We start from the raw sequence: 20946 nt of genomic DNA, 5'->3' as shown, positions 1-20946 counted from the left end.
TTTACCTCTGCTGGCAATTAAAGGCTGCGCGGCACATCAATAGAAGGTTGCCGGCCCGTCATGGTTCAGCAGTTGCTGAAACTGCTCGGACGACACCGCATGTGAAATCAGAAAGCCCTGGGCCTGGGTACAGTCGATCTTGCGCAACAGGGCAAGCTCCTGGGGCGTCTCGACGCCTTCGGCGACCACGGTCAGCCCCAGCTTGCGGCCCAGGGCGACGATGCTGGTCAGCGCCGAGGTCATGCCTTCGTTTTCATGGCAGCCCTGAACCAGGGCGCGGTCGATCTTCAGTTCTGTGAAGGGTGTGGAGACCAGGTTCATGTACGAGCTGTAGCCCTTGCCGAAATCATCCTGCGACAGGCCGAAGCCCTTGATGCGCAGGCGGCAGGCACCGGCGTAGAAGTTGCTGATGTCCTGGGGCACCGAGCACTCCATCAGCTCGAAGCAGATCTTGCCCGGGATGCCCTGGTGATGCAGGACGAACTCCAGCAGGCGGTCAGCCAGGTCATGGCTGTTGAGCAGGTGGGTCGGCAGGTTGATCGATACCGGAATGTCGTAACCCTGCTGGCGCCAGCGCGCCTGGGCGTGGATGGCCTGCTTGAGCATCAGCCACAACAGGCGCTCTTCCAGCTCGAAGGTCTTGAAGGCCGGCAGGAACGAGCCAGGCAACAGCACGCCTTGCTCGGGGTGCATCCAGCGCACCAGGGCTTCGGCGGCGACGATGCGGCCATTGCTGAGGGATTTTTTCGGCTGGAACCAGGCCTGGAACTGGCCGTTGCTCAGGCCGTGAATCAGCGCCTGGTAGTCGAACTGCGCCACTGCCGGCGGTACCTGCGGCGCACTGCGGTTCTTGCCGCCGAGCTGTTCGGTGAGGTTGCGCAGGGCGGCCGGCTTGACCGGCTTGGAGATCAAACCGATCACTTCTACGCCGAGGTTCTTGGCCACCAGGCTTGCGGCCATCAGCATGCGCTTGGAGGCGGCGCTCATGATCGCCAGGTCCGGCTTGCTGCGCAGCCTGGCCAGGCCCTGGATGAATTGCACGCCGTCCATGCCCGGCATCAGCAGGTCGGTGAGCACCAGGTCGAAGTCACGCCGCTGCAGGTGTTCCAGCGCTTCCTTGCCGTCCTGGGCCGCTTCGAAATGGAAATCGCCCAATTCGCTGAACAGGTGCTGCAGGTACATGTGCTGGAACGGGTGGTCCTCGACGATCAAGATGTTATAGGGCTTCATGGGAGGTCTCTTGATAAGGCGCCAGATAGTTGAACAGGGCCCGCAACGCGAAAGGTTTGACCAGGCAATGGTTCATTCCGGCAGCAAGGCACAGTTCTGCTTCGCCGCGCATGGCATTGGCCGTCGCCCCGATGATCGGGATCGAACAGCCTTGGCGGCGCAGCTCTCTGGCCAGTTCATAGCCATTGAGTTTGGGCATGTTCACATCGGTCAGGACCACATCGAAGTGCCCGTTTTTCCACAACTGCAGGGCTTCGTTGCCGTCCCCCGCCAACTCGACGGTGCAGCCGAGCTCCTCAAGCTGATCACGCAGGATGAGTTGGTTGATGATGTTGTCTTCGGCCACCAGGATGTGCAGGTCGAGCTTCTGTATTTCGCGCTTTTGCGGGTTATCGGTGCGGGCGATCCACAGTCCCTGGGCTTGTCTGACGGCCTGGTATAAGGCGCTCAGGTGGTTGAGATTGACCTGCCAGCGACCGTCTTCGAGCTGTGGCTCGCAGCAACCGTGGGCGCTGGCCAGGATCAGCGGGCCGGGCCAGTCGGCCACCAGCGGCTGTTCGGAACTGCCGGGGTGCAGCTCCAGCAGCAGGCAGCCGCTGGCTGAGTCCGCTGGCGTCGGCCGCCCGACCTGGGCACGTGCGCCCCAGCGGCGCAGCCAGCCGCTGATCGACTGCGCCAGTTCGCGGATCGGCGAGAGCACATAGATCGTCTCGGGCAACAGGCCGCCTTGGGCGGGCAGGTTGGTGCTGGCCGAAGCTTCTTCCAGCGGCAGGGTCAGGGTGAAGCTGCTGCCCAGGCCCAATTCACTGACCATGCGCAACTGGCCGTTCATCAATTGGGTCAGGCGCTGGCAGATGGGCAGGCCCAGGCCGGTACCGGCCACCACATTGGTGTTGCCTTCGGTCTGGTAGAACGGCTCGAAAATGTACGGATGGTCTTCTTCGGCGATGCCCTTGCCGGTGTCCGACACTTGCCACATCAGGCTCGAGCGTTCGCCATCACGGTTGATCAGCTTGACCCGCAGCACCACCCGGCCACTGTCGGTGAACTTGACCGCGTTGCTCAGCAGGTTGTTGAGAATCTGCCGGATCCGCGTCACATCACCGATCAGCCGTTCCGGCAGTTGTGGATCGAAGCAGGCATACAATTGCAGGTCTTTGCCCAATGCTGCGGCGCTGTAGCCCTGGATGACTTCGTGAACCAGCTCCAGCGGCGAGAATTCGCTCAGCTCCAGCGCCAGTTGCCCGGCTTCGATCTTCGACACATCCAGCACGTCGCAGATCAACTGCAACAGGGTCGCCGAGGAGCCCTCAATGGCATGCAGATAGTCGCGCTGCTGGGCATCGAGCTGGGTTCGCGCCAACAGCTCCAGGGTGCCCAGTACGCCGTACAGCGGGGTGCGGATTTCATGGCTCATGGTCGCCAGGAACAGGGTCTTGGCCTCGTTGGCGGCATCGGCCGATTGCCGCGCCTCTTCCAGCGCCGCTTCCACCTGCTTGCGCGCACTGATGTCGCTGAAGGCGCAAAACAGCACGTCTTCACCGTTGTAGCGGGTTGGGGCGCTGCTCAGGTACAAGTGACGGCCATCGGCGGTGGCAAAGTAGTCAGTGCGTTCAGGTTGCTGGCTGTCGAAGGCCTGGTTGATCCAGCCGGCACATAGCACATCGCGCTCCAGGCCGTCCCCCAGCCATTGTTGTGCCAGGGTGTTTTCCAGCACCACCTTGCCGTCGGTACGGCGCAGTACGCACAAGGCCACGGGCGCGGTCTGGATGACATCGCGGCTGAACGCCTCGCTTTCGATCAGGGCCTGGATGCGGTTGATCGCCGGGGCAATGAAACGATGCTCGATGCGGCGCATCAACAGCAGGACCAGGGTCACGGTGAACAGGCAGAACAGCAGCGAGCCGACCAGTTGCTGCCACAGCCCGGTCATCACGGCCAGCAGGTCTATCGAGTACACCAATTGCCAGTCCGACGATTGCAGGTGTTTGCGGATCACCAGGTGGTCGGGTATCCAGCCGTCGCCGACGAAGCCGAAAAAGTTTTCGCCCTTCGAGTTGAGCAGCATCTGTCCCAATCGTGTGTCGTGGCTGTTGGTGAACACCAGCATGCCTTCGGAGTTGAGCATCATGAACTCGCCGGCGCTCTGGTCACTGAGCGCAGTGGACACTTCGCTGCTGTCCATCTCCAGGCCCAGCCAGCCCGACTCGACGTCACGTTCATCAAGCCGGATGAAGATGTACAGGTACGAACGTTGCTCGGTCTGGTCGGTCAGCCACAGCTCGGCGGCGGGTGACGGGTTGTTGTCCTTGAGCGCCTGCAACTGTTCGAGCATGCGCGGCGAGAACCCGGGCATGCCGGGGGCGGAGTTGTACAAGCGCCTGACTTGCGCGTTCGGCCCGGTGTCGACATACAGCAGGCTGACCTGCTTGTCCTTCATGTAGTCGCGCATGCGCTGAGTCAGCCAGATGCTCCAGCGGTTGTCGGTGGTGCTGCCCAGTTGCAGGTGTACTTCTTCGGTCGATGGCAGGTAGACCAGGGGCTTGGCCTGCTTCGACTTGCGCACCGCCGACAGGCTCAGGCTTTCCAGCAAGGCTTCGCGATTGGTGAAGAAGGTGTGCGCTTCGGCAATCGCGCTGCTCATGTAGCCGCGACGCTGGGAGATGTCGTTGTTGAAGGTGAACAACAGGAAGTTGTACACGCCGCTGAGAATGCCGATCAGCAACACCACGGCGAACAATCGCAGCAAGCGGCGGGCGGCTTCGGGGCTGGAAAGAAGGGGGCTGATTTGCAGCAGGTAGCTTTTTAATCTCATCCGCGGACTCTAGTGAGTCGCGTGCGGCACAGACATCAGACGATCCTTAAACATAGGCGTTGTCGACCCTGTTGGCCAGCCAGGCGCCGCTCATTTATCCGGTTCTGCGACCTGCTTGGCAAAGTGCGGCTTTGCCTATCAGACAATCCTTAAACATTGCGCCGTCTGGTCGACACTCAAGGTATCAACCGTTATCGCAGGAGTGTCAGCATGAACGGGAAGTATGTTGCTATCGCTGCAGGGTTGCTGTTCGGCCTGAACGGGGCCTGTGTGGCCGCCACGCCGGTCGCCCAAGGGGTGATCAATTTCACCGGCAGTATTGTCGAGTCGCCGTGCACGCCTTCGACCCAGGCCGGTGCCTTGAACCTCAGCGATTGCCCGGCGCAGGTGCGGGGTACCCGTATCGGCCTGCAGCGGGTTGACTCGCAAGCGTCGGTCAGTGCGCCCGATCAAACCCCGGTCAACGTCAGGCTGGTGGCCGATAGCGGCAAGGCCGGGCGCTATTACCACCAGCAGTACGCGCTGGTGGATGCTACCGGCAAGGCGGTCAGTTCCGGCGCCTACCTGATCACCCTGACCACGCCTTAAGCCTTCGGCGTAAGGGCGTTTGAGAATTGTCTTAGAGTCTGCGCCCACGACCAACGGTAACCTTGCCAGTACTTCAGCGAGTCGCAGTGTCTATAAAGACTCGCGGAGCCCATCTGTCAGGTTTACCGAATGTCAAACACAGCATTGCGCATCGTCATCGCTGATCGGCAGCAGGATCAGCGCAGCAAAATAGAGAACATGCTCAACCGCCTGGGGTATTGCCGCGTTGCCCACTTGAGTAGCTTTCAAGCGTTGCAGGCGGCTACCCGGACGCAGGGCACCCCCTTCGACCTGTTGATCGTCAACACGGTGCTGGTGCCTTCCCGGCAGTTCAACCTGTTGAAGTTCTGCCACGACAACCCGCGCATCCGCCATGCGCTTATCTATGAAGGGCAGCGCGCCGACTCTTCGCAGGTGTCGGTGCCCGTCAATGGCAGGATTCAGCTGTGCCTGTCACAGGCACCGGACTTCGATTCAATCAAACGTTGCCTGCACAGTGTCGATCCGCTTTTTGCACGTTAATCACTGATCCCGCTCCCCCGCACGCCCTTTTTTTTTCAAACGCCAACTGGTAGCGTGCAGCACCTCGCTGTATTGCCCGATCCCTTTCGCCATCGTTGCCTGTCCAGGGCAGACGTACGCGGGTATCCGTTGGCCCATCAAGGGCGCCGGCGCAGGACGCATCGGGCGATGCACAGTCATTCGCAAAGGGAGTTCACAATGACGCAAAACAGCACCGTGCTGTCCGGCATTCAGCTGGATCAATTCATGGACCGTCTTGAGGTCGAGCATCAGGAACACGGTGCCGATTACCTGCTGAGCCAGCTGCGCGGCCAGCCGCTGAAGGCTGCTTCGCTGGAATCGATCGACCGCCTGCACGTGCTGTGGGTCAATGCCGGTGACGTCGATGCCGCCAGGGCAGTACTGGCCGAAGACGGTCAGGCGCTGCTCGAGGCCTCCGCTGACGACGCGCGCAACGAACTCAAACTCAACCTGCTGGTTTACCAGCTGCGCCTGGCCAACTACCTCAAAGACGAGGAGGGCCTGCTGCAGGGGCTCGACAGCCTGCAGCAACTGAGCAACGAGCGGCTCGACTTCGACGTCGAGCAATACCGGCGCTTTCGCATCTTCGACGAGCTCGAACACACCACGCTCGACGTCGCGCTCAAGGCCATCGAGGTGCGCCACACCCTGGCGCTGATCAACCCCGGGCGCCACGCCCTGCGGGCCTGGGACGATGCCGACCAGCACCGGCGCCGGGCCCGGGTGCTGGCTGCCCACGAGCAAGACGAGCAGGCCCGCGAAGCCGCCTTGAGCGCGATTGCCGCCTTGCGCACCGCAGGCGAGGATCAGGACGTCGACGCTAACGACTGGCTGTGGCTGGGCGACGCGCTGATCGAAATCGTGCCGCTGCGCCTGGCGATGTTCGAGCAGCCTGTTGTGCAGTCGATCGCCGAGTTGTCGCTGCCCCGGCGCCGTGAGTGGGAAGTGCGCCTGGCGCGGCTGGCCGCCCGTGCATTGCAGGCCCAGGGCGACCTGCCCGGGGCCCTGAAGATCTGTGAAGTGGCGAGCCGCAGCCTGGACTCGGATGGTGGCGATAACTTCATTAATTTCGAATTGCCCTGGTTGCTCGAAAGCGGGCGGATCGAGGAGGCTGGACAACGGGCGTTCATGGATGTCTATGAAATGCTCGAGCAGATGTGGCCCGGCACGCCATTCTGGATTCACGACCGGTTGCTCGAGGCCGAGGACAACTCGGTGTGGTGGCCGCTGTGCGTGATGCGCGCCTGCGACAACGCCGCTTTGCTGGAGCGCTTTGTTGCCTGCCTGCCCGAGCGCAGCGAGGCGACACCGGCCTTGAACCCGTTGCTCGAAGCGCTGCACGCGACCCGGGAGAGCCCCGAACTGCGCGACGCGCTGTTTGTCCAGGCGCGCGAAGAAGCCCAGTGCCGTGCGCCGAATCACCCGTGGATCACCCGCCTGGTTGCGGTGCGAGAGGGCGATGCCGGGCTGATCGACGCCAAGACTGAGCTGGCCATGTTGCAGGACGCCGTAAAAGCCGGCGGCCTGCAGGATCGACGCAGTGCCTACAGTGTGTTCTGCGCGCACGTCAAAGCCTTCGGCGTCATCGATGCCCTCAAGCAGCCGATGCCGCAACTGGCCAGTGGCATGTACTGTTACGAGTACGCCGGGTATGTCGAGGACAAGGTGGAAGAGCAGGTCAAAAGCCTCGATGAAGCCACCACGAACGAAGCCTGGTCGCTGCTGCGCTTCCTGCAGCGGGCTGCCTACGAGCAGGGCCGGGTGCGCATGGAGCAGTGCTTTGCCAGTGGCAGCGGCCACCGGTATGACGGCTGCGCCCACCTGTACTCGATGCTGTGCAACAACCTGGCAATCAACTACCGCTGCTACAACGACCAGCAGATGTATGACCAGGCCCTTGAACTGCACGCTTGCGGCATCGCCGCCAGTTCGTTCGCCGAGCACTATCAGGGCGTGCTCAATGCACGTATCTGCCAGAAGGATTACGCGGCTATCGCTGAGGCGGCGGAGCAACTCTGGCACTACGCGGCGGATTACGGCTACAGCCGCCATGACCCGGATGACTACCTGCAAGACGTTACTTTTGCGCTGTATCGCCTGGATCGCGACCGGGAAATGTTGATCTGGCTGGAACGTATCTTGAAGTGGCAGGAAGAGCGCGGGGTCAGTGACAAGGACCTGGAATACTCGCCGCTGTTCTCCCGGCTGAAAGTCGCTATGTACCTGGCTCACAGCCTGCCTGAGGCGGCCACCGGCCTGTGGCAGCGTTACGCGTCGCAGGTCAACGAAAGGGATGAAAGCTCGCTGCTTGGCTGCGCTGGCGATGTGCTCAAGGACCTCGGGCGCAAGGAAGAGGCCCTGGCCTACTATCAGCGCGCCATCCTGCGCAGCGATCCGGACAACGCCGTCGACCAGAGAAACAATAAAGTTTTCAACGAGATGATCGCCGAGCTGCAGGCACCGCAAAAACCGGCAGGCAAGGCCTGGTGGCAGATATGGAAGTGACACCGGAGCTGCGACAGTCCGGTTACGCCCCGCGCAATGCGCTCAATGCCGATCAGCTCAAACGCGGTATTGCCGAGCGCAGCAAGGCCCGCAGTGATGCCCCAGAGGTGAGTAAATGGTTGCTCAACCATTTCTACCGTCATCTGGTCGGCAACTTCGAGCCGGCGCGCCGGATCCTGACCCTGGAGCAGGCCGTCGAGGTACTGGGAACGGAGCCACCGCCATGGGTGGCCAGGCACTTGAGCGACGCCGGTAAAGCGTCGCAGCAGGTGCTTGCGCCCCTGGTATGGGTCGACCCGGAGCAGGCCTCACTGCTGGCGCAGGAGGCCTTGCTGGTGGAGTTTCTCACCTCGCGCCAGGGCACTGCGCTGGCCGGCAAGCTTGATCGCATCAACTGCCCGCAGGCGCTGGCGCTGTGGGAAAAAGAACACGCGCAGATGGCCGCGCGGGTTGACCAGGGCTGGCGTCAGAGCCAGCCCGAGGCCTTGGCCACGGTCGTGACTACCGGCGAACATGTATTGCAGGAGCTGCGGCCCGACAGCCCGTTGTTGCGCGCCGAAATGGCCTTTGAAAGCTATGTGATGCGCCATTGCCTGGGCCAGTTCGCCGACCGCCGCGCCCTGAGCGGTGGCTACGGCGAGCGCTATGCCGAAGCGGTGGAACAGCGGCGCATGCGTGTGCTCAGTTTTCGCGACGCCCAGGGCCAGCCGCATATCACCATCAGCCTGATCGTCCAGGCCGACGGCACCTTGACGGTCGAGCAGGTCAAGGGCAAGCAGAACCGGCCACCGGTCGAGCGTTACTACCAGGACCTGCTGCTGTGCCTGAATGCCCTGGGCACCGACCAGCAGACCCCCGCTGACTGTATCGCCATCGGCATCGTGCGCACCGAGTCCGCCTGGCTGCGCATCGAAGAGGTCACTGATGCTACCGCCCAGACCCGTCTGGTAGCCCGCTACCCGCAACTGTACGAGCGCCTCGATGCACCGTCAGCCATGGTCGAGTGGCTGGTGGCCGGGCGTCAGCCGCAGCAGTTTTTGCAGCTTGCCCCGCAGGCGGTGTCGGTCAAGTACGCCACCCGGCATATCTTCAGCAAACGCTTAGAGCGTCTGCCCGATGATCCGTTGTACCTGACCGAAGGCGTGCCGTGGCCAGACATGGCGCCGCCTCAGGCCGAGGAGATCCAGGCCTGGCAGGCCCGGGCAAGGTAAGGAGAGCGGCATGTTTTTGCTTATCGCGGCTGTTATTTCAGCCTGGTTGTTGTGGCGTGCATTCCGCCCGCGCGGGGCCGCGCCGTTGTTCAGCCAGCGCAAGCACTGGTCGCTGCTGTTGGCCAGGCCCATGGCCGATGCGATGGAGGTCGAGGGCTTTTACTCGCCAGCGTGCGACCACTTCACCGAGCAGGCCCAGACGATCGTGCGGGCGGCGTTGCTGCACCAGGCCGGGATTCGCGGCAATACCAACGAGGACGCGGTGCGTGCGCACTTCAGTGCTACCCTCGAACAGCAATGGTACAGCCTCGACCTGCAAGGGCTGACGGCCAGCGATGAGCCGCGTGCGGCCATGGCCTTTGCCTGTGCGCGGGTGGCGTTTCTGGTCCGTTGTGGGGTACTGATGCATTGGCTCGAGCCCGAGCTCGCCTGGCGCGTGCTGTTGCTCAACGCGCAGCGGGCGCAGGATTGTTTCGACAGTTGGGAAGATTTCGGCAAGGCCTATAAGCTGGGGCGCGAGCAGTGGGTCGCGGCGTTTCGCGTCGACTCGCTGGGCGAAGTGTTCACCGAGCAGCATCTGCACCAGTTGCTGACCCCCGGCAGCGGCGCCTGGGCCGATATACCCTGGCGTACGCCGGCGGCGTTGAGCCCAGCCTTGGCGGGGTAACATCGCCGCTGTTGGTTCACGTATCCAAGAGAGGGCATTGCGATGATTGGCTTCACCTTCCGCCAGCTGGAGTATTTCGTCGCCGCCGCCGAGCAGGGCAGTGTCAGCGCTGCGGCGCGCACCAAGCACATTTCCCAGCCGTCAGTGTCGCTGGCGCTGTCGCAGCTGGAGGCGAGCCTGGGCGAAAAACTCTTTCATCGCCAGGTCAGCCGCGGTCTGGAACTGACCCCGGCAGGGCGCACCTTGCTGGAGCAGGCGCGGGAGATGCTCAACCTGGCCTCGGCAATCAGCGGCAAGGGCGAAGAGCAACAGGCAGTGCGCGGGGCCTTGAGCCTGATCTGCTTCCAGGACCTGGGGCCGTATTACGCGCCACGGCTGCTGAGCGGCTTTCGCCGGCGCCATCCGGAAGTCACCATCACCCTGTTCGAGGCTGACCTTGCCGAGGTCAATCGACGTCTGGCCGATGGCAAGGCGGAGTTGGCGCTGACCTATGACGTGGGGCTCGATGCGCCGATCGAAAAACGCGTGCTGGCGCAGTTGACGCCTTATGCCTTGCTGCCGGCCGACCATCCACTGGCGCTGCAGGAGCGGGTCTCACTGGTGGACCTGGCCAATGAATGCCTGATCCTCGAAGACATCGCCAGGACCCGCGAATACTTTCTGTCGTTGTTCTGGGCCCATGATCTGCAACCGGCAAGCCTGCAACTGACCCAGACCTTCGAGATGCAGCGCGGGCTGGTCGCCCATGGCTATGGCGTGGCATTGTCCTGTACCCGGCCGGTGGCCGATTGCAGCTACGACGGCCAACCCCTGGCTTGCAGGCCGCTGCTGGAAACGGTCAGCCCGCAGCCGGTGGTGCTGGCCCAGTCCAGCGCCATGCGCCCGTCGCCTGCGGCGCAGGCGTTCCTCGACTGGGCCGGCGAGCAGTTTCCGGCCTGATCAGCGGCTGGCCGGATCTGCCAGGGTTGCCAGCGGTTGGCGGGCGACGAACAGCCAGTAGCCCAACGACAGCAAAGCCAGCCAGCCGATGCCCACGTACAGGGCCATGCGTGTGTCCGGGAACCAGGCCAGCACGCCGAAGATGAACAGCATGAACACCACCGCACACGCCGGGCCGACCGGCCAGAACGGTACCGGGAAGTGCAGCCTGGCGACCTCGTCGGCGCTCATGCCGCGGCGCATCACGATCTGCGACAGGAGGATCATCAGCCACACCCAGACGATCGAGAAGGTCACCACGGCGGCGAGGATCAGGAACAGGTTGTCCGGCGCCAGGTAGTTGAGCACCACCCCCAGCAGCAGGGCGACGGCCATTACCACCACGGTCATCCACGGCACGCCAAAGCGCGACAGCTGGGCAAAGCTGGCGGGCGCCTGGCCGTTGTGGGCCATGCCGTACATCATCCGCCCGGCGCTGAAGATGTCACTGTTGATCGCCGACACCGCTGCCGAAATCACCACGATGTTCAGCAGCGTGGCTGCCGAGCCGATCCCCAGGCCGCTGAAGATCTGCACGAAGGGGCTGCCTTCGCTGCCGATCTTCGACCAGGGATAGATCGACATCAGCACCAACAGGGTGAACACATAAAACAGCAGGATGCGCAGCGGCACCGAGTTGATCGCCCGGGGAATCACCCGTTGCGGGTCCTTGGCTTCGCCGGCGGTGATACCGATCATCTCGACGCCGCCGAAGGCGAACATCACCACGGTGAACGAGGCGATCATGCCGCCCACGCCATTGGGGAAGAAGCCGCCATGGCTCCACAGGTTGCTCACTGCCGCCAGCGGCTCGCCGGCGCCGCCCAGCTGGATACCGAACATCAGCACGGCGGCACCTGCGAGGATCATCGAGACGATGGCGGTGACTTTCAGCAGCGACAGCCAGAACTCCAGTTCGCCAAACACTCGGACGCTGCACAGGTTCAGGGCGCCAATGAAGAAGACGATGCCCAGCACCCAGATCCAGCGCGGCGTGTCGGGGAACCAGAAGCTCATGTAGACGCCGAAGGCGGTGACATCCGCCAGGCACACCACCAGCATCGAGAAGGCATAGCTCCAGCCGGTGAGAAAGCCGGCAAAGCGCCCAAGGTACTGGCTGGCGTATTGCCCGAAGGAGCCGGACACCGGGTTGCGCACGGCCATCTCGCCGAGGGCGCGCATCATCATGTAGATGGCCGCGCCACCGATCAGGTAGGCGAGTAACACCGAAGGACCTGCCAGTTTGATAGCCGCTGCCGAACCATAGAAAAGCCCGGTGCCGATGGCAGAACCGAGCGCCATGAAGCGAATGTGGCGGGTACTCAGACCGCGCCGCATGGCGGTGCTGTTTTCGTTCATCCCAGGTAACTCCTCGTTGTTCTTATTCTTGGATAGCAAGGCGCCGTAGGACACAGGCAGGGCCATTAACCGGCCAAAGGCAGGAGGCTGACAACCCGCGCGCCATACAGATTGCCTATAGTGGCGAATAGGTAATCTGTGGTTTACCGGCTGCGCGGGGCCGCCCAATACTTTTGTTCATTACAACAAGAGAGGGTGATCGCGATGAAGGCCGATATCGAACAGTTCCAGCGTGACGGTGCCGTGGTGCTGCGTGGTGTGTTCCGTGACTGGATCGAACCCCTGCGCGAAGGCTTCGAACAGAACCTGGCGGCGCCCAGTGCCTTTGCCATCGAGAACGTCGGCAGTGGCGAAGGCGGGCGCTTTTTCGAGGATTACTGCAACTGGCAGCGCATCCCGGCGTTCAAGGATTTCGTGCTCAATTCGCCGGCGGCGGCGATTGCCGGAGCGTTGATGCAGTCACGGCAAGTGCAGGTGTTCCATGAACATATCCTGGTCAAGGAACCGGGCACCTCCAAACCCACGCCCTGGCACCAGGACCTGCCGTACTACTGCGTCGATGGCTTGCAGACTGCCAGCTACTGGATACCGCTGGACCCGGTCAGCCGCCACAATACCTTGAGCGTGGTGCTTGGCTCGCATCGCTGGCCCAAGCCGGTGCGACCCAAGAGCTGGGCCAGCAACAAGGATTTTTATGGCGCCAGCGATGCAGGGTCCGGGGAAAGCCTGTTCATGGACATGCCGGATGTAGAGAACGGCGAGTACCAGATCCTCTCGCCGGAGCTGGAGCCGGGGGACGTGGTGGTGTTCGATTTTCGTACCGTGCATGGCGCCGCCGGCAACATCGGCAGCAATCGCCGCCGAGCCTTCTCGACCCGCTTCATGGGCGATGACGTGCGCTATATCCAGCGCCCTGGGCGGACCTCGCCGCCGTTTCCGGGGATTGACCTGAAGACCGGCGATCGCATGCGCGAGGACTGGTTTCCGGTGGTGTGGGCGCAGCCATAAGGGCTGCCCGTAGGCGCGAGCTTGGCTTGCGATGCGATGTGGCAGGTAGATCGCGATCGCGGGGCAAGCCCGCTCCTACAGGGGTTACTTCAGATGGGCGACGATCTCGTCCTTGATCTTCAGGCGTTCCTTGCGCAGCCGGGTGACCGTGTCATCGGCGGCGCTACTGTTCTCGGCATTGACGACTTCGGCGTCTTTGCGGTTGTAGTCTTCATGCAGCTGGCTCAGCCTCGGGTCACTTTGTTTCTTCGCGAGAAATTGATCCTTGGTCAGATTCAGGTCTGCGAGTAAATCGTGCTTGACCGGCATTTCTTCACCTCTCCGGGGGTGTGGGGTGGAAGTCATGAACTTAGAGGATAGTCGTCTTTGCCGGGTTTCGCGGCTGGGGTAGTCTGTTGCAACATTTGCCCACCCCAGGACTTTGTGCAATGCCTCACCTTCATGTGGAATACAGCGACAACCTGAAAAACCTCGAGGTCGATCGCCTGCTGCTGCGTCTTAACCATGCCCTGGTGGGCAGCGGCCAGTTCGCTGAAGAGCTCGACATCAAGAGCCGCGCCGTGGCCCTGGCCAGTTTCCGGGTGGGTGTCGCCCCTGTGGAACGCGCGTTCGCCCACATCAAGCTGGCAATCCTCAGCGGTCGCTCCGCCGAGATCAAACGCCAACTGTCGGCCAGCTTGCTGGAGGTGCTCAAGGAGGCCGTGCCGAGCACGCCGGGGCTGGACATCCAGCTGTGCGTCGAGGTAATCGATATTGATCGCGATTCTTATTCAAAAGTGCATCTGCCGGGGTAAACAGACGCCGGGCTGAACACAGGCTGAACAGGTGTATTAAATAGACGCCAGCCGACTAATTGTTGGCGTCTTTTTCACAAAAAATTGATGACTCGCTACTTACAGTTCGGGCAGCTTCCAGGCCGTGCCGCAAGGGCACTGTTCCCGACGTTTAACTAAGCGAATTATCATGTTCAAGGTCAAACCCCTGCGGGCCGAATGGGTCACGTTGATTGCCAGCCTGTACCTGTTGATCGGCTTCAACTCATTATTGTGGCAACACCTGGCGTCGGTGCTTTCCAGCGATGGCCATGGCCTGCTGTTGCGCGTGGCGTTTGGCGTGATGATCCTCTGTGCGTTCAACCTGGTGTTGACCCTGCTGGCCTTCAGGCCCGTGCTCAAACCGCTGTTGATCAGCCTGTTCATGGTCAGCGCCGGGGTGGCTTACTTCATGAGCCAGTACGGCGTGATGGTTGATGTGGGCATGCTCCGTAATGCCATGGAGACCAATGCCACGGAAGTACGTGACCTGCTCTCGATTAAACTTTTTTTATATATCGTAGTGTTAGGTGTATTGCCTTCTTTATTGTTGTATAGCACCCCGGTGCTGTACCGTAACTGGGTGCGTGAGTTAGTCGGCAAGTTGCTCGTCAGCGTTGCCTGCATTGTCGTGTTGGCGGCGGTGGCGTTGGTGAACTATCAAGGCTTGGCTTCGCTGTTTCGCAACCACCATGAAATCCGCCTGTTGCTGGTGCCGAGCAATGTCGTCGGCGCCTCCCTGGGGTATGTGGGCGAGCGGGTCGGCAGCGCCGCCAAGCCGTTTCGCAAGATCGGCGAGGACGCGAAACTGGACGTGGCCTGGCAACAACGCACGCGCAAGTCGCTGACCGTGCTGGTGGTCGGCGAGAGCGCCCGCGCGCCGAACTTCGGGGTGCTCGGCTACGGGCGCGATACCACCCCACAGCTGAGCAAGGAAAAGGGCCTGATCGCCTTCACCGATGTGCACTCCTGTGGCACCGAAACCGCCGTGTCGGTACCGTGCATGTTCTCTGGCTTCACCCGCAAGGATTACGACGCCAGCACCGCAAAAAACCAGGAAGGCCTGCTCGATGTGCTGCAGCGGGCCGGGCTGGCGGTGCGCTGGCGCGACAATCAGTCCGGCTGCAAGGGCACTTGCGACCGGGTGGTGTTCGAGAATGTCAGCAACGTCAAGGACCCGGCACTGTGCGCCGATGACGAGTGCCGCGACGACATCCTCCTCAAGGGCCTGGACAGCTTCATCGACAACCTGCAACAGGACACCGTGCTGGTGCTGCACCAGATGGGCAGCCACGGCCCGGACTACTACAAGCGTTACCCGAAAGAATACGAGCGCTTCACCCCGGTGTGCCGCAGCAATGCCCTGAATCAGTGCAGCCAGGACAGCATCGTCAATGCCTATGACAACACCCTGGTGTACACCGACCATGTCCTGGCCTCGCTGATCGACATCCTGCGCAGCAAGCAGGACAAGGTCGACACCGCCATGCTGTACCTGTCCGACCATGGCGAATCGCTCGGTGAGTACAACCTGTACCTGCACGGCACGCCTTACATGCTGGCACCGGAACAGCAAAAGCACGTGCCGCTGCTGGCGTGGTTTTCCGACAGCTACAAGGCCAGTTTCGGCGTCGATAGCGACTGCCTGCAAAAGGCCCGCAATGCGCCATTGAGCCAGGACAACCTGTTCCACTCCATGCTCGGCCTGCTGCAGGTGCACACCGCCCTGTACAAGCCGCAGCTGGACCTGTTCGCCAGCTGTCGGCCAATGCTGGCCAGACACTGATCACAGGCGCGGTAACGGCGGCAGGGATAGCGGTCGAGTGGTTTCCCGACGATGGCCTGCGCCGTATATACTGCGCGCCATTGTTTGTGGGAGAGCCTTGTGGCCATCGATATTCACTGGATTTGTGACGACCGCAGCCTGGCAGAGCACTGCCAGCAGTGGCGCACGCTGCCCTTCGTGGCACTCGACACCGAGTTCATGCGGGTCGATACCTTCTATCCGAAAGCCGGTTTGATCCAGGTCGGTGACGGGGCGCGGGCCTACCTGATCGACCCGCTGCGGATCGGCGACTGGCAGCCGCTGGCCGGCCTGCTTGAAGATCCGCAGGTGATCAAGGTCCTGCATGCCTGCAGCGAAGACCTCGAAGTGCTGTCGCGCCTGACCGGCAGCCTGCCGGCGCCATTGTTCGACACCCAGCTGGCCGCCGGTTACCTCAACCTGGGTTTCTCCATGGGCTATTCGCGCCTGGTTCAGGAGGTGCTCGGCATCGACCTGCCCAAGGGCGAAACCCGTTCCGACTGGCTGCAACGCCCGCTGTCGGAAACCCAGGTCAGCTACGCTGCCGAAGACGCCGTGCACCTGGCCGAACTGTACGAGCGCCTGCGCCCGCAGCTGTCCGCCGACAAACACGCCTGGGTCCTCGAGGACGGTGCCGAACTGGTTGCCCAGCTGCGCCGCGAAACCGACCCGTACGAGCTGTACCGCGAGGCCAAGCTGGCCTGGAAGCTGTCGCGCGCGCAACTGGCGGTACTGCGCGAGCTGTGCGCCTGGCGCGAACGCGAAGCCCGTGCCCGCGACCTGCCGCGTAACCGCATCGTCCGCGAAAACGCCTTGTGGCCCATGGCCCGCACCCAGCCGGATTCGCTGTCGGCGCTGGCCAAGATCGAAGACATGCACCCGCGCACCATCCGTCAGGATGGCGAGTTCCTGCTCGGCCTGATCAAACAGGCTGCCAGCCTGCCGCCGGAGCAATGGCCGCCAGCGGTGCCCGAGCCGCTGCCGATCGAAGCCTCGGCGCTGCTCAAGCAACTGCGCGCCATCGGCCAGGCCGAGGCCGAACGCCTGAGCATCGCCCCCGAGCTGATGCTGCGCAAGAAACCCCTGGAACTGCTGCTCAAGAGCGGTTACCCCAACGGACCCTATCAACTCCCCGAGTCGCTGCGCGGCTGGCGCCGTGAGCGCATGGGGCAGGCGCTGCTCGATTGCCTGGCGGGCGCCGGAGACCCTTCATGAAACGTATCTGCTCGATCTACAAGAGCCCCCGCAAGAACGAAATGTACCTGTACGTGCTCAAGGCCGACGGCCTGGAGCGCGTACCCGAAGGCCTGCTGCCGTTCTTCGGCAAGCCGGTGCATGCCTTTGACCTGGTGCTGACCCCGGAGCGCCAGCTGGCCCGCGAAGATATCGCCAAGGTTTTGGAAAACCTCGAGCAGCAGGGTTATCACCTGCAGATGCCGCCCGCCGAGGACGAGTACATCGAGCACCTGCCCGAAGAGCTGCTGCGCCGCAACGATCCGGTCTGACCTCCCTATCTGATACGCCGCCAGCCCCTGGCGGCTTTCGCCGTTACCCAAGGTTGTTATGAACATGCGTGTTTTGATCGCTGAACAGGATCATGCCCTCTACGCTCGCCTGTTGCGCGAAGCGGCACCGGACCTGGAGGTCCTGAACAGTGGTGACTCGGCGGAACTTGCGCGGCTGGCCGCTGACAGCCCGGTATGGCTGGGCCAGCCGGACCTCTTGGCGACCTTGTTGCGCCAGGGCCATCAGCCCCAGTGGTTGCAATCGACCTGGGCCGGGATCACGCCGTTGCTGGCTGACGGCCTGCAGCGCAACTATCGCCTGACTCGGGCGGTGGGGATCTTTGGCCAGGTCATGGCCGAGTACGTGCTCACCTACATGCTTGGCCACGAGCGCGAGGTGCTGGCACGGCTGGTCAGCCAGGTCGAGCGCAAGTGGGATGACCGCCCCGGGCGCAGCCTGGAAGGGCGCCGGGCGCTGATTGTCGGCACCGGCGATATCGGTCAGCGGGTGGCGGAGTTCTTGCTGCCGTTTGGCGTGCAGTTGTACGGCATTGCCAGCCAAGCGCGCGAGCAGGCGCCGTTTATCGAAGTGGCGGGTCTTGAGGACCTTGGTCGTCTGGCCGGGCAGGTCGATTATGTCATCAACCTGCTGCCCGACACCCCGGCGACCCATGACTTGTATGACGCCGCGCTGTTCCAGCGCTTCAACCCCGAGGCTTTGTTCATCAATGCCGGGCGCGGCGTCGCGGTGGTCGATGCCGACCTGGTCGAAGCCTTGAAGAAGGGCCATCTGGCCGGCGCGGTGATCGATGTCTGCCGCCAGGAACCGTTGCCCCAGCGCCATCCGTTCTGGACCGCCTGGGGCTTGCTGTTGACCGGACACAGCTCGGCACCGACCTCGCCGGCGGCGATGGTGCGCGTGTTTGTCGAGAATCTGCGGGCGTATCAGGCGGGTGAAGCGTTGCGCGGGGAAGTGGACTTTCAGCGCGGCTATTAAAAGCATCGCCGGCTCCCATAGGTTTTGTAGGCACCGCTGACCCTGTGGGAGCTGGCCTTGCCAGCGATGGGCTGCAGAGCAGCCCTGAAAATCAAAGGCTGAAATCACCTTCAGCCGCCAACTCGCTCAATGGCCGCCGCGGGCTTGGCACTTCCCGCGCCTGCAGGCCTTCAGCGAGGGTCGACTTGTCGCCCAGCTTGCCGATCGCCACCGCCGCGTGCAGGGCATAGCCTTCAGGAATCTTCAGCTCCTTGCGGGTCAGTTCCTGGTCGAAACCGGCCATGCCGTGGGTGTGCCAGCCGCTCAGGCTGGCCTGCAACGCCAGGTGGCCCCAGGCCGAGCCGGTGTCGAAGGTGTGCCACAACGCCGGGGTTTCTTCGCTGGCGCCAGGCGCGGTGAAGGTGGTCTTGGAGATGATGATCACCAGCGCCGAAGCGTGCTGGGCCCAGCTGCGGTTGAATTCGTTGAGCAAGCCGAGGAAGCGTTCCCAGTTCGGCGTGTCGCGGCGGGCGTAGAGAAAGCGCCAGGGCTGCGAGTTGTAGGCCGAAGGTGCCCAGCGTGCGGCTTCAAGGAAGCTCAGCAGGGTGGCCTGGTCGATCGGCTCGCCGGTGAAGGCGCGCGGCGACCAGCGCTGGATGAACTGTTCGTTGATGGCGTGATCGGCAACGCGAGGATTTGCACTCATCTTGAGTTCCTGAGGGGTGGGGTGGTGACCGCTGGTCAAACTACTGTGTCATATGAGCGCTGACAAGCGGTCTGGCAATGGCCGGTGACAGGCCCTAGACTGGCGCCGCCGCGCCGCCGCGCACGAATTGAAACAGGACACCCGCTACATGACTGCCAACGCCGCTCCATTCTGGATGCGTAAAACCCTCGAGCAACTCGACCCGCAGGAGTGGGAGTCGCTGTGTGACGGCTGTGGCTTGTGCTGCCTGCAAAAGCTTGAAGATGAAGACGACAACAGCGTCTATTACACACGTATCGCCTGCAAACTTCTGGACATGAAGACCTGCCAGTGCAGCAACTACCCGAAGCGGATGCAGATCGTGCCTGACTGCATCCAGCTGACGCCGGGCAAGGCCGATCAGTTCAAATGGCTGCCCACCACTTGCGGTTACCGCCTGGTCAGCGAGGGCAAGGACCTGCCCGACTGGCACCACCTGGTGTGTGGTGACCGTGAGCAGGTGCACAAGCAACGGATTTCACAATCCGGGCGCATGCTCAGCGAAGACAGCGTCGATGAGGACGACTGGGAAGACTATCTGATTTTCCGCGCCGGTTGAGCTGCAGAGGCTTGTCGGGGATCGCGTTTGGGGGAACGAGGAGTTTCTGTATGCGTGTGCGTTGCCGTGGATGGCTGGTGCTGGGCCTGCTGGCCAGTTCGCCGGCCTGGGCGAAAAAAGTCGATCTGGATTACCACGTGCGCTTGCTGCCACAAAGCGAGCAGGCCGAAGTGCGCCTGACCCTGGCAGACGGCGCCAGCGTGCGCAGCCTGGACTTCGACCTGGGCAAGGACGGCGCCTACAGCGACTTCAAGGCCGACGGCCAATGGCAGCTGCAGGGCGGCGATCAGCGCGGCCACTGGCAACCGGCGCCAGGCAAGAGCCAGCTGACCTATAAGGTGCGCCTGAGCCAGCGTCTCAAGGGCGGCGCCTATGAAACCCGCATGACCCCGGGCTGGGCACTGTTTCGCGGTGACGACCTGGTGCCGCCGGCGCGCCTGGACCAGCACGACGGCACCGAACTGGTGGCGCGCCTGAGTTTCGAGCTGCCCAAGGGCTGGAAAAGCGTCGAGACGCCGTGGCCGCGCATTGGCAAGCACCGTTTTCGCATCGACAACGTCTCGCGGCTGTTCGACCGCCCGACCGGCTGGATGCTCGCCGGCACCATCGGTACCCGCCGTGCGCGCCTGGGCGAAACCGACGTCAGCGTCGCCGCGCCGCAAGGCCAGGCCATGCGCCGCCTGGACAACCTGACCTTGCTGACCTTCGTCTGGCCGCAGCTGCAGGCGGTGTTCCCGCGCAATCCGCCCAAGCTGTTGCTGGTCGGCGCCCGGGATGAGCTGTGGCGTGGCGCCCGCGCCGGGCATCACTCCATTTACCTGCACAGCAGCCGCCCGCTGGTTGGCGAGAACGGCTCAAGCCCGGTGCTGCGCGAACTGGTGCATGTGTTTGCGCAGATCAATGACCGCGAGGACAGTGATTGGATCGGCGAGAGCCTGGCCGAGTATTACGCCAGCGAACTGCTGCGCCGTGCCGGAGGCATGACCGAGGAGCGCTATCAGGCCCAGCAGGCGAGCCTTGAGCGCAGTGGCAAGAAGGTCAGCAGTTTGCGCGGCGAGCAGGTCGACAGCGCGGTGATCGCCCGTGGCGTGCTGCTGTTGCGGGCGCTGGACCAGGAAATCCGCCTGCACACCCACAACCAGCGTTCACTGGATGATGTCACCCGGGCGATGATGCGCCTGAACAGCGTTAGCACCGCGGAGTTCATCCAGCTCAGCGAAAGCGTGCTGGGCAAATCCTCCGAGGTGCTGCAGAGCCCGCTGTTGCGTTAAGGCCTGGGGTCTTCCAGGGCGTCGTTGCCGGTCACCGTGGTGCCACGGGGGGCGGCTGCGGCGTTGGCCTTGAGTGCTTGCAGCTCGGCACCGCTGCGTTCGATCTTGGCGCGGAGGTTGTCCAGATCGCTGCGGCCGCGCTCGATCAGGCTTTTCACCGAGCTGTGGCCGGTAATGCCACGGGCCAGGGCAACCCCGCCGACGGCCACCTGAATCATCCCCAGCAAACCACCACGGCGCAGGCCCTTGCCGACCATGATCACCCCGGTGGCGACGGAACCTGCGCGTTCCCAGCCGTGGACGTTATGTTCACTGGCCATCTGCGCTGAGTTGGCCGGGATAAGCGTCTGTTTCTCGGACATGGTCATTC

20 protein-coding genes are annotated in these 20946 nt (G+C 62.8%); 14 read left to right on the top strand and 6 right to left on the bottom strand.

The window, feature by feature from the left end; genetic code table 11:
* Positions 1–36: 36 nt before the first annotated feature.
* Both NLX68_RS06915 and NLX68_RS06910 read right to left on the bottom strand, forming a co-directional pair.
* Positions 37–1230: an EAL domain-containing protein gene (locus NLX68_RS06915; protein WP_010223148.1), complete on the bottom strand. Its 1194-nt coding sequence runs from the start codon at positions 1228–1230 to the stop codon at positions 37–39.
* Entirely contained in the window at positions 1217–4045 is a 2829-nt protein-coding gene (locus tag NLX68_RS06910; RefSeq protein ID WP_254283432.1) for an ATP-binding protein, read from the bottom strand. Before NLX68_RS06910 ends, NLX68_RS06915 begins: the two co-directional genes overlap by 14 nt.
* 210 nt (positions 4046–4255) lie before the next feature.
* Between NLX68_RS06910 and NLX68_RS06905 the strand changes: the two genes are divergently transcribed.
* From NLX68_RS06905 to NLX68_RS06880, 6 genes are all read left to right on the top strand, one after another.
* On the top strand, positions 4256–4633 hold the full coding sequence (locus NLX68_RS06905; RefSeq protein WP_254283431.1) for a type 1 fimbrial protein: 378 nt from the start codon (positions 4256–4258) through the stop codon (positions 4631–4633).
* A 144-nt stretch (positions 4634–4777) separates the two neighbouring features.
* Positions 4778–5155: a chemotaxis protein CheY gene (locus tag NLX68_RS06900; RefSeq protein WP_159388230.1), complete on the top strand. Its 378-nt coding sequence runs from the start codon at positions 4778–4780 to the stop codon at positions 5153–5155.
* A gap of 198 nt (positions 5156–5353) precedes the next feature.
* Positions 5354–7681 (top strand): hypothetical protein, encoded by a 2328-nt coding sequence (locus NLX68_RS06895; RefSeq protein WP_254283430.1) that lies wholly within the window; start codon positions 5354–5356, stop codon positions 7679–7681.
* Positions 7672–8892, top strand: a complete 1221-nt coding sequence (locus NLX68_RS06890) for a hypothetical protein (protein WP_254283429.1) — start codon at positions 7672–7674, stop codon at positions 8890–8892. The genes NLX68_RS06895 and NLX68_RS06890 overlap by 10 nt, the downstream gene beginning before the upstream one ends.
* A gap of 10 nt (positions 8893–8902) precedes the next feature.
* A complete protein-coding gene (locus NLX68_RS06885) occupies positions 8903–9559 on the top strand; it encodes a DUF1266 domain-containing protein (protein WP_254283428.1) in 657 nt (218 codons plus the stop codon).
* Between the two features lie 42 nt (positions 9560–9601).
* Positions 9602–10498: a LysR substrate-binding domain-containing protein gene (locus NLX68_RS06880; RefSeq protein ID WP_254283427.1), complete on the top strand. Its 897-nt coding sequence runs from the start codon at positions 9602–9604 to the stop codon at positions 10496–10498.
* On the opposite strand, the gene NLX68_RS06875 is transcribed toward NLX68_RS06880, so the two are convergent.
* Complete coding sequence (locus NLX68_RS06875; protein WP_254283426.1) at positions 10499–11896, bottom strand: amino acid permease; 1398 nt, start codon at positions 11894–11896, stop codon at positions 10499–10501.
* Positions 11897–12100: 204 nt separating this feature from the next.
* Between NLX68_RS06875 and NLX68_RS06870 the strand changes: the two genes are divergently transcribed.
* Complete coding sequence (locus NLX68_RS06870; RefSeq protein WP_254283425.1) at positions 12101–12904, top strand: phytanoyl-CoA dioxygenase family protein; 804 nt, start codon at positions 12101–12103, stop codon at positions 12902–12904.
* A gap of 84 nt (positions 12905–12988) precedes the next feature.
* Here the strand turns inward: NLX68_RS06870 and NLX68_RS06865 are convergent, their stop codons facing one another.
* Positions 12989–13213 carry a YdcH family protein gene (locus tag NLX68_RS06865; RefSeq protein WP_254283424.1) on the bottom strand — a complete coding sequence of 75 codons (225 nt, stop codon included), beginning with the start codon at positions 13211–13213 and terminating at the stop codon, positions 12989–12991.
* Positions 13214–13332: 119 nt separating this feature from the next.
* Here NLX68_RS06865 and NLX68_RS06860 point away from each other — a divergent pair, with 119 nt between their 5' ends.
* The 5 genes from NLX68_RS06860 (at position 13333) to NLX68_RS06840 (ending at position 18022) form a co-directional block, all read left to right on the top strand.
* Entirely contained in the window at positions 13333–13698 is a 366-nt protein-coding gene (locus NLX68_RS06860; protein ID WP_254283423.1) for a 5-carboxymethyl-2-hydroxymuconate Delta-isomerase, read from the top strand.
* A gap of 169 nt (positions 13699–13867) precedes the next feature.
* Positions 13868–15502 carry a phosphoethanolamine transferase gene (locus NLX68_RS06855; RefSeq protein ID WP_254283422.1) on the top strand — a complete coding sequence of 545 codons (1635 nt, stop codon included), beginning with the start codon at positions 13868–13870 and terminating at the stop codon, positions 15500–15502.
* 99 nt (positions 15503–15601) lie between these two features.
* Positions 15602–16735 carry a ribonuclease D gene (gene rnd, locus NLX68_RS06850; RefSeq protein WP_036994177.1) on the top strand — a complete coding sequence of 378 codons (1134 nt, stop codon included), beginning with the start codon at positions 15602–15604 and terminating at the stop codon, positions 16733–16735.
* Positions 16732–17025 (top strand): YcgL domain-containing protein, encoded by a 294-nt coding sequence (locus NLX68_RS06845; RefSeq protein ID WP_115088258.1) that lies wholly within the window; start codon positions 16732–16734, stop codon positions 17023–17025. Before rnd ends, NLX68_RS06845 begins: the two co-directional genes overlap by 4 nt.
* A gap of 64 nt (positions 17026–17089) precedes the next feature.
* On the top strand, positions 17090–18022 hold the full coding sequence (locus NLX68_RS06840; protein WP_254283421.1) for a D-2-hydroxyacid dehydrogenase: 933 nt from the start codon (positions 17090–17092) through the stop codon (positions 18020–18022).
* Between the two features lie 91 nt (positions 18023–18113).
* Here the strand turns inward: NLX68_RS06840 and NLX68_RS06835 are convergent, their stop codons facing one another.
* Positions 18114–18707: a nitroreductase family protein gene (locus tag NLX68_RS06835; RefSeq protein ID WP_254283420.1), complete on the bottom strand. Its 594-nt coding sequence runs from the start codon at positions 18705–18707 to the stop codon at positions 18114–18116.
* Positions 18708–18855: 148 nt separating this feature from the next.
* On the opposite strand from NLX68_RS06835, the gene NLX68_RS06830 reads away from it, so the two are divergent.
* Entirely contained in the window at positions 18856–19305 is a 450-nt protein-coding gene (locus NLX68_RS06830; protein WP_010223128.1) for a YcgN family cysteine cluster protein, read from the top strand.
* Between the two features lie 56 nt (positions 19306–19361).
* On the top strand, positions 19362–20576 hold the full coding sequence (locus NLX68_RS06825; RefSeq protein WP_254283698.1) for a hypothetical protein: 1215 nt from the start codon (positions 19362–19364) through the stop codon (positions 20574–20576).
* Here NLX68_RS06825 and NLX68_RS06820 read toward each other — a convergent pair.
* Entirely contained in the window at positions 20573–20938 is a 366-nt protein-coding gene (locus NLX68_RS06820; protein WP_254283419.1) for a DUF2892 domain-containing protein, read from the bottom strand. The two genes, NLX68_RS06825 and NLX68_RS06820, sit on opposite strands and share 4 nt — an antisense overlap.
* Between the last annotated feature and the right edge of the window lie 8 nt (positions 20939–20946).

Origin of the sequence: Pseudomonas sp. SBB6 (assembly GCF_024213215.1) — a bacterium.
GTDB classification, from domain to species: Bacteria; Pseudomonadota; Gammaproteobacteria; order Pseudomonadales; family Pseudomonadaceae; genus Aquipseudomonas; species Aquipseudomonas donghuensis.
Note: the sequence above shows the minus strand (reverse complement) of the source record. Positions and strands in the feature narration are given on the sequence as shown.

Bases quoted from the DNA above. Each gene is read 5' to 3' on its own strand.
- NLX68_RS06915 (WP_010223148.1), bottom strand. From the start codon at position 1,230: ATGAAGCCCTATAACATCTTGATCGTCGAGGACCACCCGTTCCAGCAC.
- NLX68_RS06830 (WP_010223128.1), top strand. From the start codon at position 18,856: ATGACTGCCAACGCCGCTCCATTCTGGATGCGTAAAACCCTCGAGCAA.
- NLX68_RS06910 (WP_254283432.1), bottom strand. From the start codon at position 4,045: ATGAGATTAAAAAGCTACCTGCTGCAAATCAGCCCCCTTCTTTCCAGC.
- NLX68_RS06835 (WP_254283420.1), bottom strand. From the start codon at position 18,707: ATGAGTGCAAATCCTCGCGTTGCCGATCACGCCATCAACGAACAGTTC.
- NLX68_RS06820 (WP_254283419.1), bottom strand. From the start codon at position 20,938: ATGTCCGAGAAACAGACGCTTATCCCGGCCAACTCAGCGCAGATGGCC.
- NLX68_RS06855 (WP_254283422.1), top strand. From the start codon at position 13,868: ATGTTCAAGGTCAAACCCCTGCGGGCCGAATGGGTCACGTTGATTGCC.
- NLX68_RS06865 (WP_254283424.1), bottom strand. From the start codon at position 13,213: ATGCCGGTCAAGCACGATTTACTCGCAGACCTGAATCTGACCAAGGAT.
- NLX68_RS06905 (WP_254283431.1), top strand. From the start codon at position 4,256: ATGAACGGGAAGTATGTTGCTATCGCTGCAGGGTTGCTGTTCGGCCTG.
- NLX68_RS06880 (WP_254283427.1), top strand. From the start codon at position 9,602: ATGATTGGCTTCACCTTCCGCCAGCTGGAGTATTTCGTCGCCGCCGCC.
- NLX68_RS06895 (WP_254283430.1), top strand. From the start codon at position 5,354: ATGACGCAAAACAGCACCGTGCTGTCCGGCATTCAGCTGGATCAATTC.
- NLX68_RS06890 (WP_254283429.1), top strand. From the start codon at position 7,672: ATGGAAGTGACACCGGAGCTGCGACAGTCCGGTTACGCCCCGCGCAAT.
- NLX68_RS06860 (WP_254283423.1), top strand. From the start codon at position 13,333: ATGCCTCACCTTCATGTGGAATACAGCGACAACCTGAAAAACCTCGAG.
- NLX68_RS06870 (WP_254283425.1), top strand. From the start codon at position 12,101: ATGAAGGCCGATATCGAACAGTTCCAGCGTGACGGTGCCGTGGTGCTG.
- NLX68_RS06840 (WP_254283421.1), top strand. From the start codon at position 17,090: ATGCGTGTTTTGATCGCTGAACAGGATCATGCCCTCTACGCTCGCCTG.
- NLX68_RS06845 (WP_115088258.1), top strand. From the start codon at position 16,732: ATGAAACGTATCTGCTCGATCTACAAGAGCCCCCGCAAGAACGAAATG.
- NLX68_RS06875 (WP_254283426.1), bottom strand. From the start codon at position 11,896: ATGAACGAAAACAGCACCGCCATGCGGCGCGGTCTGAGTACCCGCCAC.
- NLX68_RS06885 (WP_254283428.1), top strand. From the start codon at position 8,903: ATGTTTTTGCTTATCGCGGCTGTTATTTCAGCCTGGTTGTTGTGGCGT.